Genomic DNA, 18,709 nt, shown 5'->3' on the forward strand with positions numbered 1-18,709 from the left:
AACCTACCCTTTTTCAAAAAGAGCAACTATTCTCGTTCCTTAGCACTTCAGGCCAGACATTATCCTTGTAAGAAGGAATCCACCCAAGCAAAGGCGTGATACAACTCTATGCCTAACTCGGTATGCTCAGCAATGAGAGGCAGAACAAGGGGGAAGACTTCACATGCCTGCTCTCTGCTGACAGCACGTAACCATTCTTTTTGCACGAGAGAAACGATATGGTCTGCTTCTTTCTGTTGAGCAAAAACACGTATGAGGTGAGAAATTGCCTGCGTTCGACGACTTTCATCAGGAATAGAACCGATGAGCTGTTCTGCTTTCTGCCACTGTCCTGCTTGTCCCAACGCTATCGCCAATCCGCTCAATGTTGCGGCTTTCCTCTCTTCATCAGGCATGGAGTAGATAATTCGTTCTGCTTTCTGCCACTGCCCTGCTTGTCCCAATACTAGTGCTAACCTGTTCAATGTTGCGGCTTTCCTCTCTTCATCAGGCATGGAGTAGATAATTCGTTCTGCTTTCTGCCACTGTCCTGCTTGTCCCAACGCTATCGCCAATCCGCTCAATGTTGCGGCTTTCCTCTCTTCATCAGGCATGGAGTAGATAATTCGTTCTGCTTTCTGCCACTGCCCTGCTTGTCCCAACGCTATCACTAGCTCACTCCAGGCTTCCACTTTCACCCACCCACCAGGAATAGAACCAATAATGCGTTCTGCCTCCCTCCACTGCCCTGCTTGTCCTAATGCTATCACTAGCTCACTCCAGGCTTCCGCTTTCATCCACTCATCAGGAATAGAGCCGATAAGCCGTTCTGCTTTCTGCCACTGCCCTGCTTGTCCCAACGCTATCGTCAACCTGCTCAATGTTATGGCTTTCACCCGCCTATCAGGCATGGAGTAGATAATTCGTTCTGCCTCCTGCCACTGCCTTGCTTGTCCTAATGCTATCACTAGCTCACTCCAGGCTTCCACTTTCACCCATCCACCAGGAATAGAACCAATAATGCGTTTTGCCTCCTGCCACTGCTCTGCTTGTCCTAATGCTACTGCCAACCTGCTCAAGGCTGTGACTTTCCTCTCTTCATTAGGAATAGAGCTGATGATCCGTTCTGCCTCCTGCCACTGCCCTGCTTGTCCCAATACTAGAGCTAATTCGCCCCAAGCTTCCCCCTTCCTCTCTTCATCAGACATGGAGGAGATAATTCGTTCCGCCTCTTGCCGCTTATCTGCTTGTCCCAATACTCTTGCAAGCTTGATAAAGACGTTCATTCTTTGCTCTTGGTCAGAGATAGCAAGAAAAATCCGTTCTGCTTCTTGACAACATAGTTCTGCCTCCTGCCATTTATCTGCTTGTCCCAATGCAATGCCGAGCCTGATAAACGTTTTCACTCTTTGCTCTCGGTCAGAAATAGAAAGAATACCCAACTTCGCTTCTTGCCACTGACCTACTCGCCTCAGCGCTATTACTAACCCACTCAAGGCTTCCGCTTTCATCCACTCATCAGGAATAGAGCTGATAATGCGTTCTGTTTCCTGCCACTGACCCACCCGTCCCAGTGCTAGAGCTAACTCACTCAAAGCTACGGCTTTCCTCTCTTCGTCAGGCATAGAGGAGATGATCCGTTCTGCCTCCTGCCACTGCCCTGCTTGCCTTAGCGCTAGAGCTAACTCACTCAAGGCTGCGGCTTTCCTCTCTTCGTCAGGCATAGAGGAGATGATCCGTTCTGCCTCCTGCCATTGCTCTGCTTGTCCTAATGCTATTGCGAGCTTGATAGAGACATTCATTCTTTGTTCTTGGTCAGAGATAGCAAGAAAAATCCGTTCTGCTTCTTGCTGGTATCCTGCTTTCCCCAATGCCACCACCAATTCACTCACAGCTCTGGCTTGCCACCACTCGTCAGACATGGAGTGGATGACCCGTTCTACTTCCTGCCACTGCCCTGCTTGCCCTAACGCTTTTACTAATGCGATCAGTCCATCCATTCTCCCTTCAGAAACAGTGATAGAGAGCAAAATGTATGCGGCTTTCTTCCAGTTTTGCTTGGCTTTTTGCCAATGTCCAGCTTGTCTTAACATGCTCCCTATGATGGTCAACACTTGTGCCTTGGCCGCTGGATCAACGATAGAGACGACAATCCGTTCTGCCTCCTGCCACTGCCTTGCTTGCCCTAGCGCTTTTGCCAATGTCATTAATGCTCTCTCTCTTTGGTGAAAAACGGAGAGAGAAAGTATCAGTTGTTTGGATCGTGCAAACAGTTGCAACGCCTCCTGTTTCCGGTCAGGTTTCATCATCAAATGGTTGGCAATTAACATGAAAATGTCTGCTTTATAGTATGGATTCGTCAGTAATTCAGCCAAACCCAACACTTTTGTTTCCTGCTCCAGCAGAAGCAGAAGCAGAAACGCCTCTCGTGGATAGCTATCAGCCCTGCTTGCCAGACTTCCACGTAAGAGGGTATATTGCCACAGACGAGGGAGAGATTGGAGTGCATCTCTCCAATGCCACTTTAGATGACTCAATGCTTGTCGTCCCAGATCTAGGTCCAGAGCATAGCTGCGCATACTGGGATCAGTACGGATTTTGGCTTTGCCGTAAACGCCCTCATCTAAGATCTGAAACAATTTCTTCCACACACCGGCCTCATAAAGATGCATAATATAATGCGCTCGTGCATAGCGACGACGTTGCTGCTCCGAGAGATGAGAGGAGGCCTCTTCCCAGATACCCTCCACCCCATAGAGTTCACACCATGCAATGAAATATGTGTGAAAATGTTGCACATCCTCAATGTCAAAAATATATCTCTTGGTCAGATGAGCTTCCTTCTGGTGGAGATGCTCGCGGAATTTGAGATGAAACAAACTATAACAGCGCTGGGCGTCGATCACCACCAGACCGCCCAGCCGCTCTAATCCCTGATTGAGCTGTTCTCCATCGACATGGGAAGAGGGGATAAGGTTGAGCAATTGTTTCATTTGTTCGCGCAGGAGCGGTTCTTGTGTGACCAACAGGAGGCCAAGCATTGGTTTGATCACCGTCGTCCACAGCGATTCTGATTGACGAAGCCGATCAATGGTCAAAGAAAACACATTGGCTGGATCATCTGCCAAGCGTCGAACGATGTCTTCGACATGTGGCTCCGACAACAGCGGGCGAGCCGCCAATTCTTTTGCCACCAAATCCAGATACAGCGCGTTCTCCCCTCCCGCACGGTAGAAGCGGTCGGCGAGAGAATGTGCCAGAACGACACTACGATGGGCTAAGATCTGATCGAAATCGTGACGGCTCAAAGGGGGAAGGCGATATTCTTGATGGGACGAGAGCAGTTCAAGGGGACGCAACGTATCATTGGGACGGGTTCCCAGGACAAAGACAATGCCGGGTGGCGGTTGACCTGGACCTTGCGGCAAAAAGCTCAGATCACGCAGTCCTGTCTGCGGGTCCGCTTGCAGTTGGTCCAACCCGTCGATGAAAAGAACTTCTTGCTTCCCCTTTTCAGCGATCTCTTGCAGGACTCTGGGAAAGCCTTCTCCAAGTGCCGCTCGACTCTCGCTGGCAACATACAAGTCCGAGAGATCATATTTGAGGATGAGCCGTGCCATCAGATTGCGCAGCAGCGCCACTTGATAATCGGGAGGAGGCGTCAGAGGTATGAAGTGGAAGACGACCCGTTCCAGACTACCTTGTGCTTGGGCTTGTTCCTCAACCAGTTTGGCGATCAGACTGCTCTTGCCCTGACCAGCTTGCCCTGTAATGGTGAGATACCCTCCCGTTGAGCGAAGGGCAGCAACCTGCTGGCGTGCGTCTTCTAACTCCTGCGAACGTCCTACAAAACTCTCTAGGCGGTCGTTCAGAAATCCGTGATGATCGGCGAGCAGGGAGCGAAGGCGCTGTTCTCGCTCCGCATGTCGTGCCTCCTGCTCTCGTTTTTGACGTTGCCCTTGTGAAAAGTCATGATATCTTGCCAGGATCATCTCACGACCCGCTCCAAAGAAATGAGGAGTTTGCTCCAGCGGCATACATTTCGCAAGATATCCAAAGAGGCTGGTGAACGTGATTTCTCCTTGCTGCGTGGTCGCTTGCTCTCGCTCCCCCTTCAAAGCAGTGAGCAGATGTCCTGTTAAGAGACCATGCCCATCAGCTTCTTTGGCAACGGTTTCTCCTGTGGCGGTGAGCGCCAAACGCACTCCCCCTCGACGGGCAGGACTTTCGGCTCCAGGCTCCCCAAAATAATAGCGCAACCGATGTTGCAATTCATCCAGATACGGATCAGGAGCGCTGTCGCGAAATTGACCTGCATAACAGCAGTCCAGGATGATGAGGATGTTTTGTGCCTTCTCATGCTCAAACAAGCAGCGACGGAGCAACCGCAAGGAAAGCTCTGCGTCTTTGTCGTAACGCGTCCGCGTCGGCTTGAAATCATGGCTGATCAAATAGACCTCATCGAGATCAGCTCCAATGGGCATCACCTCGGCATGCCCACTAAAATAGAAGAGTGCCGTATCTTCCTCACCCAAAGACTCAGCCAGATCAAAAATCATATCTTTGATGGCGGCGGCGGTGGCCTGCTCTCCAAGCAGAGGAGGAGCGAACAACTCAAAACCACATGCCTCACTCTGCAAGACCTCAGCCATCGCCTCTGCATCATGTTCCGCATAGCGCAGAGGCGCTCGGCCAGGAGCGGATGGCCCATTGACTCCCACCACGACAGCCAGCCGTTTCCCTGCTTGCTTCCCTTGTGACGATCCTGTCACCTCATCGGACATCGATCCTACTCACTCCTTCGCTCCAACACAAGGCATCCTTTTCTTCTTTTGAAGAGTGTTCTCACCAACCACTCGACTTCCAGAGAAAAGCCCTTCTTTCCTGATGCTGCCTAGTATACTACACTTGGAGACGATTCGCATATACTGATGTACTCATAGTCATAGACGAAGAGATGTCGCGCTTCCCAGATGGGAAGGAGTGAATGTGAAGAATGAGGCTGCAACGAGAGGATGACGTTTCTTTGTGTAGGTGGTGTTTCTCCTCTTCCCGCGCTTGCCACATCTCTTCCTTCTTGCCCCCGATTTCAAGATATTTGCAACACAATACTCCGTTTTATTTTCTCACTCGTAGTGGGAAAGGCTGGAAAATCAACCTTGACCTAGCGACGCTGGGCAAGCAGATCTGCATCGAGGCGAGCTAGACCAGGAGCCACATGAGGAGTTCATGATCGATCTGATGCCCCATAGGATGGACTCCCTACAGCAGAGCAAGCAACATTGTAACCCATGCAGGAGATCCACAAGATCTTGCCTCACCTCAAAGAACTACTCCCCGTGTTGCAGAGGGAGGTATGAGGTGATCTTCTATTGCATTTGTGCTGGGAGCGTCTTGGCCGAATCCGAGGATCTCCTTTAATGCTTCGATCTGTTGAGTAAAGCACATCGTCTGTCTAGCGCCACGCTTTCTGCTGAGAGGCTCTTGCCAGCGCAAAACCCGTTTCCTCACATAACGTTTGCGTCTGCTTGATCTCTCTGCCTCCAGTGATGGCATCATGGGGCACGTGCTTGCCGCAAGACGCCACACCAATGCTGAGTATCCATCTCCTCGTCCAAAGGGTCAGGAGAAAGACGTATTCTCCTGGGGGCCATCCTGCTCTGGTCGGGGAAGCCGTTGCAACATCGTTTCGACATCTCTGTGAGGATACAGGTCGGTCAAGAGAAGGTTGTAATTCTCCATAAAGCGTTGGATCAGAGGATGCTCGCGCCCAAAGATGCAAGGGCAATCCTGGCAGCCCGCCGCAAGAGGGGTTCCGCCTCCTGGGAACGACCTTGCTCCACATAGAGCAGTGCCAGATTATTCAGGCTGGTAGCTGTGTGAGGATGGTTGGCTCCCAACTGCTCTTCACGGATGGCAAGTGCCTGCTGATAGAGCGGTTCCGCCTCACTGTAACGGCCTTGATCCTGATGGAGTTGAGCCTGATTATTGAGGCAGGTAGCCGTGTCGGGATGATTGGTTCCCAACTGTTTCTCATAGATGGAAAGCGCTCGCTGATAAAGCGGTTCCGCCTCCAGGTAGCGACCCTGTTCCTGATAGAGCATCGCTAGATTATTGAGGCTTTGTGCCGTGTGAGGATGGTTGGCTCCCAACTGCTCCTCAGCAATGGCAAGTGCTCGCTGCAAGAGCGGCTCTGCCTCCCCGTAGCGACCCTGATACACATAGAGAGCCGCCTGATTATTGAGGCTGTTTGCTGTGTGAGGATGCATGGCTCCCAACTGTTCCTCTCGGATGGTAAGCGCTCGTTGATAGAGCGGTTCCGCCTCGCTGTAGCGGCCCTGGGCCTGATAGAGTTGCGCCAGATTGCTCAGGCTGGTTGCCGTGTGGGATGAGTCGCTTCCACCTGCCCCTCAAAGAGGGTAATCGCTCGTTGCAAAAGCGGTTCCGCCGCGCGCTCCAGGCCATTATGTACTACAACGACCGCACGGATATCCAGGAAGAAAGTCGCTGGTTTATCAATCCTGCGGTGATCGTTGATCTTGTTGGCGGCAGGCATGCTGCTATCAAGAAGTATTTGGATGACCACAAAGAGGAGATCGACGAGCATCATAAACGATATGGGTTGTCAGCCAAATTCAATCGCAAGCCCGTCGATATCAAGAAGCGCGTGATCATCGCCGAGGAGCCAAGTGGCTATTTTTGCCAAATGGATGTATCCTCTGTACAAGCAGACCGAGACTACTAGCATATAGGATAAACCTGAATTCTTAACGTGGCATCTCAATAAGTGCGAATCGTATGTATTGAGCAACAAGATGCAAGACCGAATAATACAGCTTCATTAGCTTTCCGGTGTGCTTTCTGTAGGTGCATGTAATATTTCTTTTTTTATTATTCACCATTAGATACTGAGATCGACCGATCTTCTGAAATAGTTTTACTTGATGACTATACCTTGTTAGAAACTTGATATGCAACATGTACGCAATTGTAGAGTTTACAGTTTAGAAAGTTGAACTTTTACCCGGGCAAGTAATTCTTCAGCTCTAAATGGCTTTTTTATGTAGTCATTAGCACCAAGTTCAAAAGCTTTCATCCGATACTCTTCACTATCAAGCCCTGTTAGTACAATGATAGAAGTGGAACGAGTACTTGGCAACGCTCGCAAGCGTCGTATGACTTCAAACCCTTCTACGACAGGCATTGCTAAGTCAAGCACAATAAGATGAGGGCAAAATTTTTGTGCAGCCATTAAACCTTGCTCACCATTAATGACGTGTTGACTTCCAATATTAGCATTTTTTAAGAGGAGTTCTAGATAATTACCCATTACTGTATCATCATCCATAATTAGCACCTTAGGAGGAGTTGATTGAGCTTGGGGAATATCAGATGGAGCAGGTAGTTGTGATTTTAGCTCTGCATATGTTATCAACTGTCCAATAACTTCGGGTGTAAGGAAGGCAGGTAAGGCTTGAGAAATGTCAGATGGAATAGGTAGCTGTGATTTCAACTCTGCATATGCTATTAATTGGTTGACAACACCTCGGATACCATGAACAATATCTGTAAAAGCTTCGTCCATATTTTTCCAACTACGGCCTGTTACTGGTTTTCCATCCCGAGGCAAAGCCTCAAGTTCACCCAAAGGTGAATTTTTTCAGTCGACTGAACGAAGTATAATCGGAATAACACGAGCTTCATTAAGCCTATGTCTTTGGAGAGCTCGTTGCAATTCACTCCCATAGGAATATTGGGAAGCAAAAAAATGAGCGCTCACTAGAAGAAGAATAATCTGTGCATTTTCGATATGCTCATCTATCTGGTTCATCCACTCAGTACCCGCACTTATATTTCTTTTATTCCAAGCCGTGATTGCTCCTTGTTGGAGTAGAACGGTAAGATGCGTCTCCAGCCTCTTTTGTAAAATTTCATCTTCTTGAGCGTAAGAGTAGAAAACATGTATTGTCATGTATTGCCTATATCCTTTTTGCTAGTATAAAAAAAACGTGCGCTCGACACGCCTTGTTGCGTCATCCACCGCTTTCACGACATTTGATTGGGGGCACCCATCCCAGCCCTGAAAGTGAACGCGATACCCTGCTTGCTCTAGTTGCCAGGCAATCCACTCAGCCCACGCTTGATCCTTGCCAGTGTTGTGATAGCTGATGAAGAAATCAACCCGCTCCTGTTGCTGCTGTTGCTGCTCTTCCATGCTATTGCGGCTCCTCACATCATATGTTTCCGACTTCGTTGCTCTGGGAAGAAAAAAGCCACACATCCTATCTTTCAGAACCAATATATGTTACCTGCTTTCTCACAAGCTTTTTGCCGGGCAGTTTCTCTTGCGATGATCTAGTCACCTTATCCGTCATCGATCCTGTTAGCTCATTCTTCCTAACACAGAGTATCTCATTCCTCTTCTGAAGTGCTTTCCTGAAGCACTCGGCATTGAGAGAAAAACCCCTCCCTCCCGATACTGCCTAGTATACTACACCTAGAGATGATTTGCATATACTGGTATACTCATAGTCATAGACGAAAGAGGTTCGTGCTTCCCAAATGGCAACGAGCAAGTATGGAGAATAGGGACGCAACGAGGGGGTAGCGTTTCCTAGAGCAACAGTGACTCTCCTCTTCCCGCGCTTCCACGCCTCTTGCTTCTTTCCCCCGATTTCAAGGCATATACAACCCAATACACCGTTCTATTTTCTTGTTCGCAGTGGAAACGGCTGGAGAATCAATCTTGACCTAGCGACGCTGGGCGAGCAGGCCTGCATCAAGGGGGAGATGGGAGGAAGAGACTACATTGGAGGTCCGCTATCATTCTGCTGATTGCACGTTTTCCCGATCTGTGAGATACCATTGACGATCCACTTGCTCATTTCTGCCTACCGCAACTTTGTTGACTCAGGTCAATAGGTCGCATACAGGTAGAGTGGGGAGCCTCGCCAGAGATGCTCAAAAAGCTGCTGGAGCGGGAGAGGTGGGGGATGTGGCGACCACGCGTGCCAAAACCTCTGGAGCAAGATCCAAGGTTCGAGCCATCCGCGAACCGCTCGCAGCGCTTTGGGCCAAGAGACCCGTGGCCGTTCGTCCGCTTTTTTTTTCCCCGGCTTTTTGTCTTTCCGAAGCCTGGGGAGGAGACTGAGTTGGGACGGTCAGCGGCTCTGCTGCAAAGGCGTGAGCTTGATGATACCAACAAAAAGAAAAGGCACAACACACCAGCTGCCAGTGCCGCCGCATCGCCTGATCACTCCTGACCTGATACTCCGACCAACCCAGGGCATGTTTCACCTGCCTGTAACTCTCTTCGACCCACATCCGCAGTCCATAGAGACGAACCACTTCTTCCACACTTGCAGCCGCGAATTCACTGTTCTGTGCGCGCGGTGAACCTGGAGTCGGGAGATTGGTAAAAAGACTAGAAGGTGCTCAGATCAGGCAAGGTGGCTGGATCAGTGGTCGCGACCACGACCCGCTCAGGTTTGTCGGGTCCAAAGGGACGGATGTCGAGTTCCAGCGCCCACCAGTCCTGTGAGGAGCCATCGCGAAACGTGCGAGTGACCTTGATCCAGCGGCCCGGATGGCCTGTTCCTTCCCACCTCGCTTCCTGAGCGGCCTCCTGGAACGAGCCGATTTCCGTTTCGGGATGATACCACGCATGCGATGGCTTGAGCGCTAACACGTAGCCGACATGGAGGTCACGCAAGCCTTGTGCGATCCGCCATGATCCTCTCCATAGAAGGAATCAGCCACCACGGCACGAAAGGGAAGCGGCACCTGGACAGCTCGACGAACGAGCTCGACACCAATCTTGAGTTTGGTACGGAAGGCGGGATCGTGTTTGCCCTGCTCAAAGTAATCAGCCGGGGTGTACGGCTCAAAATCGACTGGGTAGTACACGCCTTCGTCAGCCCACAGACTCGTCACCGAAACCACCCCCGTGTCGAGCTTGCCCAGGTTGGCCAGGTATTGCTTGCCGATATGGGCTGTCTTGTGGCCACGCTTGCGATCACCATGCTCATCGATCACCAGCACGCCTTGGTCGTTGGGGGCCGTACTGGGTTCCTCCAGCAGCACATGGAGGCGGTGCTCCTGGACGAGCCGCTCTTGCCAGTTCGATTCCGAGAGAAACCATTGCATCCCTTGCGCACGTGGATGCTGGGCTCCCACGTCTGGCTCGGTATTCGCCAGACCCGTCAGCGTTTTGTTGCGTTCGGTTGGCAACAACAAACCCTCCAGGTAGCGGCGGAATTCATCGCGTTGATTGCTCTTCCCGAACAGGTCATCAAAGCATCCAGCATACGCTTCCAGCGGCTCGGGCGCAGTCGGAATAGCTCGTCGTTTCGTCATCTCATCTTCCTCCTCTCCCTTTATTCTACTCTCCCCGATCCACTCTCAACAAAGTTGCGCTACAGCGTTGAGCCAAAAGGTTGAGCCATCACGACAGCTCTTGTGCAGGAAGATAGCCGCAGTGAGCAAACCAGCCATGAGCACGCCTTCGCAGTTACCGTGAGGAGCGCCTGACAGATGGCTTCCTGCAAGGCTTCCCGTGTGCGTGCTCCCGCTCGGCGCAGGAACGCCTTCACTTTGGAAAAGGTTTCCTCAATCGGTGAGAAATCAGGAGAGTAGCCTGGCAAAAAGAGCAGTTGGCATCCTTTATTTTGGATCAGCTGCTCAACCTTCTTGCCTTTATGGGCTGCCAGATTATCCATGATCACGATCTGTCCCACACTCAAGCTTGGGACCAGGATCTCTTCAATATAGCGCTCAAAAGCGACTGTATTGGCAGATCCTTCAATGATCATTGCCTCGCCCATCCCCTCATAGGTTAAGGCTGCAATCAAGGTGGTATTCGCGGCCTCCGATTGCGTGGGGCACTGCCATAGGCTCGTTGCCCGGATGGCGCTCGTGCATACAGGGGAGTCAACCCAATATTGGAGCCGCACTCGTCAATCACGACCAGTTTGCGGGCGTCGAGCTGCTTGAGCTGTTCTCGCCAAGCACTTCGCGCCTCTTCGTTTCGTTCGGTGGCACCCATCGTCTTTTTTTACGTGTCCATCCCATGCGCCTAATGGCACGCCCCATCGTCGTCGTACTTACCCGTTGACCGTGCTCCTGTTCCCATAATTGGCAGTGCCTCTCCAGGGTTACATCTGGATGTGCTTGCAGTTGGGCAGTCAGTCCTGCCTGTAACGGCGCAAATTTCTTGGAAGGTCGACCAGGAATTGGCCTTCTGTCGACATTGCCCGTCTCATGCCATTGCTTGAGGTAGCGTTTGATCGTTGATCGGGAGATGCCGAAGAGTTTGATGATCTCTTCACGTGGATATCCCTTTTCGACGGCTTGCAGTACTCGTTCTCTCATGTCGATTGAGTAGGCTTTCACTGGCTTCTCCTTTTTTCTGCTTTCCCGCTTCTTACTTTCCTCCTTGTATTCTATCACCGGTTCAACCTTTCTGCCTACCGCTGTAGACCGTTTTGTTCGGTTGTGTTGCAAAAAAATATGAGGAAAAGAAGTTGAGGGCAAGTGGCTCTCTCAAACGTTCTTAGGCGGCCACTCCAAACAGCTTGGCAACCAGCTCGACTTGGCCTCTCACATCTCCTTTTGCCACTCCTTGGATCTGCCCTTTGCGTAGCATATTCATCATCTCGAATCCCTGTAATGTGCGCCAGGCTGTCTCAAACGAGAAGAAGCCCATCCCTGGTTTTGTTAAGCGTTTGATGAAACGATGGTCTTGTTCGATTATATTGTTGAGGTATTTCACCTGTCTCAATTCCACGTGTTCAGGCAGGATTCCAGCTGCTTTGAGGTCAGCAATTGCTTTGGGATACGCCGCGTTTTTATCGACGTTGATCACTCGCGGAGTTGGCGTAGTGATGGTGAGATGAGCCGAAACAGTGGACTGGCTCACTGGCTCCTCAAGCAGACGAGCATGAGGAACTGAACACGCGCCGTGCAGTGCTTTGAGGAAGAAGTGTGTGGCGGCCTCGGCGTCACGTGTTGGACTCAAGAGAAACTCCAAGGTATTGCCATCTGAATCCACGGCTCGATAGAGGTAGACCCATACTTTTTTGATCTTGATGTAGGTCTCATCAACCCTCCAGGAGTTATTGTACGTTTTCAAATGGGGACGGCAGCGTTTCTCCAGTTCAGGCGCATAGTGCTGGACCCAGCGATAAATCGTGGTATGATCAACGCTCAGACTGCGCTCAACCATCATTTCTTCGAGATCGCGATAGCTCAATAGTCCACCACAGTAAAGTTGATGCCTGGCTGCTCCTTAAGGTATGCTGAGAAAAAAAGGAGCAGAACCGCATGGCCCTCATCCACAAAGTCTGTCTGAGCGACGAAGATCGGACAACATTGCATGACCTCCTGAAAGTGGGGGAACATTCCGCCCGAACCATCGCCAGAGGATACATCTTATTACTAGCCCATCAAGGCAAATCGGACGACGAAATTGCGCAGACGCTGGAAGTCGGTCGGGCAACGGTCCAACGGGTTCGCAAACGGTACTGTCAAAAAGGGTTAGATCATGCGCTCACTGAATTCCCTCGTCCTGGCGCAAAGCCTCGACTCGATGGGAAGCAAGAAGCCTATCTGGTCGCGCTTGCTTGCAGTGATGCTCCCGAAGGCCGCACTTGCTGGACGCTCGAATTGCTCGCGAACCGACTGGTGCAATTGCACATCGTGGACAGCATTTCTGATGAGACAGTTCGTCGCGTCTTAAAAAAAAGGAACTCAAGCCCTGGTTGAAAGAAGAGTGGTGTATTCCGAAAGTCGGGGCGGAGTTCGTCTGGCGGATGGAAGATCTCCTGGATTTGTACATGCAGCCCTACGATCCAGCGTTCCCTGTTGTGTGCATCGATGAGCGTCCTTGTCAACTGATTGGACACCTGCAACCACCCCAACCAGTGCAATCGGGTCGCCTGGCTCGCGAGGATACGGAATTTTCGCGCCATGGTGCGTGTAGCACTTTCTTGATGTTTGAGCCACAAGCGGGTTGGCGGCATGCTCTGGTCAAAGCCACCCGCACGAAGCGAGATTTCGCCGACTGTCTCAAATACCTGCTTGATGAGAAATATCCCTCTGCTTCCAAAGTGCGGCTAGTCCTCGATAATCTGAATACACATACGCCTGCTGCTCTGTATGAAACGTTTCCTTTCCCAGAAGCACTCCGTTTGGCAAAAAGGATCGAATGGCATTACACACCACTCCACGGGAGTTGGTTGAATATGGTGGAAATTGAGTTATCGGTCTTAGTCAACCAATGTTTGAAGAGGCGTATCAGCAATATCGAGCAACTCCGTCAAGAAATTGCTGCATGGGAGCACGCACGCAACGCGCAAAAAGCCATGGTGCAGTGGCGCTTTACTCCTCCCGATGCACGCATCAAACTGAAACACTTGTATCCCTCACGCGAGGAAATTCCTTCTTAAGGGAACGAGAACCAGGCATCACCTTCAGTGTGGGGGACTACTCAACGAATAACGCAGATACCAGCGGACACATGAGCCGTATGATGTCGGAGTGGAAATGACGCCATGTGAAGGGATTCTGGTTGTGATTGCTCATGAAGGAAATCGCTTTCGCTCTTTTCTCTTCACTGTATCAGATCAGCTTTCTTTTTTGCAACACAACCCCTAGATCTGGCTTCATAGCCACAGAACAGAAAAGCATTTGAGATCTCTCCACTATCACACGGGAATCTGAAAGCTCCCAGGTTGTGATCTGCATTGTGACGAAGAGGCCCCAACTCGATGTTAAGAACTCCATGATAGAGTCCTGGCCAATCGGCACTCGCGATGCAGTCGATAGCATATACTTTACAATCGTCCCGATCTTCCTTTCCGTTCTTTGTCTTCTGACCAACCAGGAATTCGACTACCAGGTGACGACCTGGTTCTGCCTCGGGGGCCTCAAAGAGGAGTTCTAGCCGGTTGATCCGCAGTTCACGATGGCCGGGTAGGAAGGGGAACATGTTACGGCCAAGCCGAAGATTAAGCAACCTATGCGCTTCTTCGCCTGTCGGTACACTCTGGAAACGATGCCATGCCTCCGGTAAATCATGCCTGAAGTCGAAGAACTGCAAGCCATTTCCGGGCAGGTAGCGCTGCGCGAACTCGTTCGCTGCACGACGCAGAACCCCCCCGCCATCGCGTGCTGTATAGTTCAGATGCAGGATCACGTCAGTAATGGTAGCAACGTCGAACTGGTTATTCTCCTGTGGCAGCTCAATGCGCCAGCGGCTGACCGTTCCCATGAACTCGAATGGCAGATACCGTTCATCACGGAAATTGAGTTCGAAGAGGCCTGAGTCGTTCTGCCCACTCGACGTAGCGATAGCCTCGGTAGCAGCGTACTGGGTGACGACGCGCGGGTCATCGTAGATTGGTCGGTAGCCGTTGTCGAACTCATCGTCATCACAGCACGAGATAAGCGGGTCGCGCAGGCCTGGGTGAACTCGCGTCATACTTTGTAGCAGAGTGAGACGGCAATGCACACCTGTGTATGGGCCGACGACGCAGGGAATAGTCAGCGACACGTTTCTGATACGGCGCATATAGTGGCCGGGATAATCGAGATCAAACATCCACTCAGGGATCTCGATCTCGCAACAGCCAGTCGCTTTGAGGCGCAGGAATTCCAGCGGGAAGTTCAGGCGCAGAGAGAAATGTTTCGTCAATTCGTACTCGCGCACGTTCTCGTCGAGGTACGCCTTCTCCATCTGGCGCAGCGCAAGTTGCAGCCGTTCGCCCGCCAGCAGCCCCTCGTGCAGGTTATCCCATAGTTCGCCAGGCAGGAAGCGGCGCATTGTGTGGCCGCGTTCGTAATTGAATGCTCGCTGGGCCTGTTGGGCAGCACACAGCGCCAGCTCATACATGCGGCTATACAACATGGCAGTATCCTGTTGTAGGAACAGGTAGAGCGCGTGATTCGTGAACTTATCGCGCAGGAAATCCTGCACTTCCGCTGCATGTTCCATTTGCTGCTGATGGTTATTGAGTTCGCGCAGCGCCGCATCCCGCCGTCGTTGGGCGGCAAGAATTTGTCGGGTTATCTGCTCAATCTGGATGCCGAGAACCTGGACCTGGAACTGCCAGTCCTGCAAGCGCCGGTCCCAGCCCGCCTCTGTCAAATCGAGCGATGCCGTTGTGCTGGCGATGTCAGCCGCTATGTTGGAGATGCGTGCTGCCGCAGCGAACAGCGCTGACAGCTTGGTTCCGAGGGGAAACTGGTTGTAGGAGAGCGGAGAACCGCCAAATCCGGCTTCCCCAAACCAGAAGTCCGGGACGGCAATCATCGATTGACCAATGCCCTCAGAGATGGTGGCTGCCGACCGTGCAGCCAGGGAGGTACCCGTAAGGACCTGGTACTGGACCTCGTTGCTGATCAGCCCGTTCTGGATGAGGCCTGTATAGTAGTTCAGCCGCGCCTGTGTTTCCTCCAACGTTTTCTGCAACGCCTGCACCTGCCAGTCGGCTTCTCGCCACTGATACTGGCGTACATCCAGGGTCAGGTCCAGTATCTGGCGCTCATGGAGGGCACGCAGCGAGGCCAGGTACTCGGCATCACCCTTCTCGAATGCAGCAAGCAGGGATGCACCGAACTCTCGCACCTGGTTGGCGATCTCCTGTGCCTTCTGGATAAGGAACAGGAAGCGATAGGGGCTGTGAGGACAGCATCGTTCGCCCTCGTCAGCGCACATCTCGCTTCCAGCCCTGACAATTGTCTGCCAGCCGTTGTGCCGTGTATCGTTGCCCCAGTAGGGCATCTCGCGGGCGAGGCGTCCGTTACGCAATCTGCGCTCATCGAGGCAGCTATGGATCAGGGCCAGCCGGTCGTCTACTTGCTCATAGAGGGTAAGGAGACGAGGATTGAGAGGAGCGCAGGCCGGGACGAAGGTGAGAATTATCTGCGGCCCCTGCCCTTTTTTGTCATTGCTGACCTGCATGTCTCTCACGGAGCGAGGGCGTTTCCCCAGAATGCGCTCGGCAGTATCGAAGATCACCCGCGCCTGCTGAAACGCCTCCAGCGAGTTCTGGCGCATCAAGGCATCACCCCATTCCAGCAAGGTTTCCAGGTAGTGCAGGGTGATGGAACGATGACACGCCACTTCGTCCGAGAACGTGATGCTCGAACAGCAGGGCAACTCTCTGAGCACACGTCCATTCCCCTGCTCAAGTTCTGCATTGATAATCGATTGTTCAGAAGGACTCTCGATACTGGCAGTATCACTATTGTCGCTTGCTCCATCCGATGGATTCTCGGCTGCAGTAACATCTGTGCTGACCTCGCCTACGCCCGATGGCAGGCTGGACTCTGGTACACTTTCCAGGTTCGTCGGCATAGGTGCGGGTTCGTTGATTCCGCTTGAGCCTTCCGCCAACGGGTTCCAGGCCTCTGCAACGACTGCCACAGGAGTCGTTGTTGGCACCTCGATAGAGATTTCAACAGGACTTGCAGTGCTCTCTTCTGTAATGACTATTTGCTTCTGTGAGCACCACGAGCAGTCTTCATCGAGAGGATTGAAGGCCAGCGCGTACCATTTCAGCGCCTCCTCAAAGCGGCAATGTATGCGGAGTGTACGGGCAAGCACCAGCGCCGGGCCAGCCAGAGAGCGCGGCATGATCGGCGCACCCGGCTCGAAGTAGGCAAAGTACGGGTAAGCTGCCAATCCGCCAGGGTAGGGACTCGTCGCTGGTGTGGGTGGCGCGACCACCAGCGGCAGTGTCACGGCTGTATCGGTCACGAGATCGTAGCGGAAGCCGGGCCGCCCGTGAGTGGCATAGCCCGCAAGTGGGTCGGCGGCCCCAACCACCTCGAAGGTGAGCGAATCGCCAGCTCTCCCGCTAAGTTTGAGTTGAGCAACCGCCACTGTCTTGTTGCCCTGGTTATCTATTGTTACAGCAATGGGTACACCCTCATCCGACCGACGAGGTTGTTGGAACTCGCCATTGTGAACACGGCACCACGCCAGGTGCACTATCGGCTGGTCATCCCAATGGAGCAACGGCGGGAGGACGTCCGCATTTTGCCAGTCCCAGGTAGCATCCTGTGTTTGCGCTGTGTAGAAGCGCGAGTCGAGCAGCCAGAAGTAATACTCATCGACAACGGCAAGGTGTACCTTGCCGCATTCGCAGCAGCCTGCTTCTTCGTCCCTGTGGTGAGGAGCGAACATAGTCGAGGTAGGCGGCTCGGTAGCGGCGACCACGCGCAGAAAGCGCACGTTGAGCCGAATAGCCGCCTCGACCCATAATGGCAGCTTCTGCGAGGCACCAGGTTGTGATGGTGGATTATCTACTTCCAGGATACCCGGTCCATCGTGGTTCCCGTTGTCTTCTGAGGGAGTTTCTAGCGATACCGCCGAGAGCCACGATAGGCGTGCATCACGCTCCGGCGTACCGAGCAAGTCAAGCCCTTCCGGCTGCGGTGGCTGAGCAAATGCTCGTATATGCGAGGGATCGTGTCGCTGGAGTAGCGCGAACCTGGTGGGCGCTGGTGGGCGCTGCTCTAGCCAGTATTCCATGCCACCCGGCTTGGGCATGGTCAGGATGGAGCGTTGGAGTTCGGCCTCAAGGAAGCGAAAAGCTTCTGTGCGCTCCGCCTTCCCCAGTTCATCCCAGTCGATCCAGTTCTCACGGTACAACTCGCGGCGCTTCCAGGCTTCCCATGTGCGGAACGTGGCGAAGCTGCTCTCCCAGAGCTGGATAAACTGCAAGGACGCGGCGAAATCAGCTTCGAGGCCGAGGCGGCAGCGCTGGATATAGATCTGCACGGCGCTGATCGCTTCTTCTATGCGCGTTGTCCGCTCGCAGAGACCGACTTCGACATCTAGCAGCAGCAGGGCGCTCAGGTCATCTGCCTCTTGCGCATAGCCTCCCCAGGGCAGCGGCACGCGGTTCATGCCACACAGGTAGGCCAGTAGCGCTCGCCTGGCATGCCCCCGCAGTTCGTCATTGAGCCGCTTGACATCCTTGTAGCGGCGCGGCCTGCCATTTTCAATGCAACCATCGCGTACAAAGCTCGTGAGGTTCTCATTTCCAGACCGCGTTTCCCCGGGCTGCACAGCATTTGGGTCATCGGAGGCCCAGAGGTCGGGACGCGCCATCTGAAAATCCTTTGCCGCGAAGTTAGAATGCAGGTCTCGAATCCACCGCTCGGCCCGCCAGGCGCGAACAGCCCATCGCTCATCTTCTAGATCGTCGCTGCTGATGGTGTAGCCCTGGTAGTAGTGGGTTGCCAGGTTAGCGTGGTCAAGCTCCACGCCCACGTGGCGGAGCAGTTGGGCCGGGCTATCCGGCTGCCTCTCAGCCGCTTCGTCGAAGAGCAGCCAGAGGGGATGCTCGCGCACATGTCGCGTTTCCTTGCGCACCTGGACATAGTCGAAGATGCGTTCCCACCAGTCAAAGAGCGCCTGCTGCCGCCTGACCGAGGGCTGCACGCGCTGATCTTCTGTGGGCGATGGCACGTGATAGTTGTCGAGCAGAGGCAGGAAATTGAAGTCGAAGTAGGCATGGTGCGTGCCAAATCCAGCATTCTGTTCCTTTCGATAGTATGACGTGCCCTCAAACAGATCAGGGTGAGCCAGCATGTAGCCAATCTCGGATTGCCCATACTCGCTGATGGGCTTCGCGGAGAGGCCGAAGCGGTGCGCGAAGAGCAGCGCCTTGAAGGCGCGTTGATACGTCCGTCGCATGTCGCGCAGGGTGCTAGTAAAATG

The 18,709-nt window shown here is 52.8% G+C and carries 11 protein-coding genes and 1 pseudogene; 2 read left to right on the plus strand and 10 right to left on the minus strand.

All coding sequences use genetic code 11. From position 1 onward, the window contains the following. Positions 1-59: 59 nt before the first annotated feature. Positions 60-4,763 carry a caspase family protein gene (locus tag K3T83_RS44095; protein WP_220209507.1) on the minus strand — a complete coding sequence of 1,568 codons (4,704 nt, stop codon included), beginning with the start codon at positions 4,761-4,763 and terminating at the stop codon, positions 60-62. A gap of 969 nt (positions 4,764-5,732) precedes the next feature. After that, positions 5,733-6,350, minus strand: coding sequence for a tetratricopeptide repeat protein (locus tag K3T83_RS44100; protein ID WP_220211084.1), 618 nt, complete (start codon positions 6,348-6,350; stop codon positions 5,733-5,735). Between the two features lie 59 nt (positions 6,351-6,409). Here K3T83_RS44100 and K3T83_RS44105 point away from each other — a divergent pair, with 59 nt between their 5' ends. Next, the gene (locus K3T83_RS44105) at positions 6,410-6,724 is read left to right on the plus strand and encodes a hypothetical protein (RefSeq protein ID WP_220209508.1); all 315 of its coding nucleotides are present in this window, start codon (positions 6,410-6,412) and stop codon (positions 6,722-6,724) included. A gap of 252 nt (positions 6,725-6,976) precedes the next feature. Here the strand turns inward: K3T83_RS44105 and K3T83_RS44110 are convergent, their stop codons facing one another. From K3T83_RS44110 to K3T83_RS44145, 7 genes and pseudogenes are all read right to left on the minus strand, one after another. Then, on the minus strand, positions 6,977-7,627 hold the full coding sequence (locus K3T83_RS44110; protein WP_220209509.1) for a response regulator: 651 nt from the start codon (positions 7,625-7,627) through the stop codon (positions 6,977-6,979). A 12-nt stretch (positions 7,628-7,639) separates the two neighbouring features. Next, positions 7,640-7,951 (minus strand): toll/interleukin-1 receptor domain-containing protein, encoded by a 312-nt coding sequence (locus K3T83_RS44115; RefSeq protein ID WP_220209510.1) that lies wholly within the window; start codon positions 7,949-7,951, stop codon positions 7,640-7,642. A gap of 21 nt (positions 7,952-7,972) precedes the next feature. Beyond that, entirely contained in the window at positions 7,973-8,194 is a 222-nt protein-coding gene (locus tag K3T83_RS44120) for a toll/interleukin-1 receptor domain-containing protein (RefSeq protein WP_220209511.1), read from the minus strand. Positions 8,195-8,940: 746 nt separating this feature from the next. Then, positions 8,941-10,335: pseudogene (locus K3T83_RS58690) on the minus strand (IS701 family transposase). 59 nt (positions 10,336-10,394) lie between these two features. Then, positions 10,395-10,802 (minus strand): transposase, encoded by a 408-nt coding sequence (locus K3T83_RS56705; protein ID WP_373324746.1) that lies wholly within the window; start codon positions 10,800-10,802, stop codon positions 10,395-10,397. Between the two features lie 136 nt (positions 10,803-10,938). Continuing rightward, on the minus strand, positions 10,939-11,370 hold the full coding sequence (locus K3T83_RS56710) for a helix-turn-helix domain-containing protein (RefSeq protein ID WP_236065206.1): 432 nt from the start codon (positions 11,368-11,370) through the stop codon (positions 10,939-10,941). Positions 11,371-11,530: 160 nt separating this feature from the next. Continuing rightward, the gene (locus K3T83_RS44145; protein ID WP_373324747.1) at positions 11,531-12,205 is read right to left on the minus strand and encodes a DDE-type integrase/transposase/recombinase; all 675 of its coding nucleotides are present in this window, start codon (positions 12,203-12,205) and stop codon (positions 11,531-11,533) included. A 95-nt stretch (positions 12,206-12,300) separates the two neighbouring features. Here K3T83_RS44145 and K3T83_RS44150 point away from each other — a divergent pair. Beyond that, positions 12,301-13,424, plus strand: a protein-coding gene (locus tag K3T83_RS44150; protein WP_220208040.1) for an IS630 family transposase whose coding sequence is annotated in 2 segments (ribosomal slippage) — positions 12,301-12,709 and positions 12,709-13,424 — 1,125 coding nt in all. Because the reading frame shifts where the segments join, the coding sequence is not laid out codon by codon here. A 164-nt stretch (positions 13,425-13,588) separates the two neighbouring features. Here K3T83_RS44150 and K3T83_RS44155 read toward each other — a convergent pair. Next, positions 13,589-18,685 (minus strand): Tc toxin subunit A-related protein, encoded by a 5,097-nt coding sequence (locus K3T83_RS44155; protein WP_220209515.1) that lies wholly within the window; start codon positions 18,683-18,685, stop codon positions 13,589-13,591. Between the last annotated feature and the right edge of the window lie 24 nt (positions 18,686-18,709).

It is taken from the genome of Reticulibacter mediterranei (assembly GCF_016587455.1).

What these genes read in the sequence shown, in the direction of transcription:
- K3T83_RS44095 (WP_220209507.1), bottom strand. Translation starts at nt 4,763, where the DNA reads ATGTCCGATGAGGTGACAGGATCGTCACAAGGGAAGCAAGCAGGGAAA.
- K3T83_RS44115 (WP_220209510.1), bottom strand. Translation starts at nt 7,951, where the DNA reads ATGACAATACATGTTTTCTACTCTTACGCTCAAGAAGATGAAATTTTA.
- K3T83_RS44120 (WP_220209511.1), bottom strand. Translation starts at nt 8,194, where the DNA reads ATGGAAGAGCAGCAACAGCAGCAACAGGAGCGGGTTGATTTCTTCATC.
- K3T83_RS56705 (WP_373324746.1), bottom strand. Translation starts at nt 10,802, where the DNA reads ATGGGCGAGGCAATGATCATTGAAGGATCTGCCAATACAGTCGCTTTT.
- K3T83_RS44145 (WP_373324747.1), bottom strand. Translation starts at nt 12,205, where the DNA reads ATGATGGTTGAGCGCAGTCTGAGCGTTGATCATACCACGATTTATCGC.
- K3T83_RS44155 (WP_220209515.1), bottom strand. Translation starts at nt 18,685, where the DNA reads ATGCGACGGACGTATCAACGCGCCTTCAAGGCGCTGCTCTTCGCGCAC.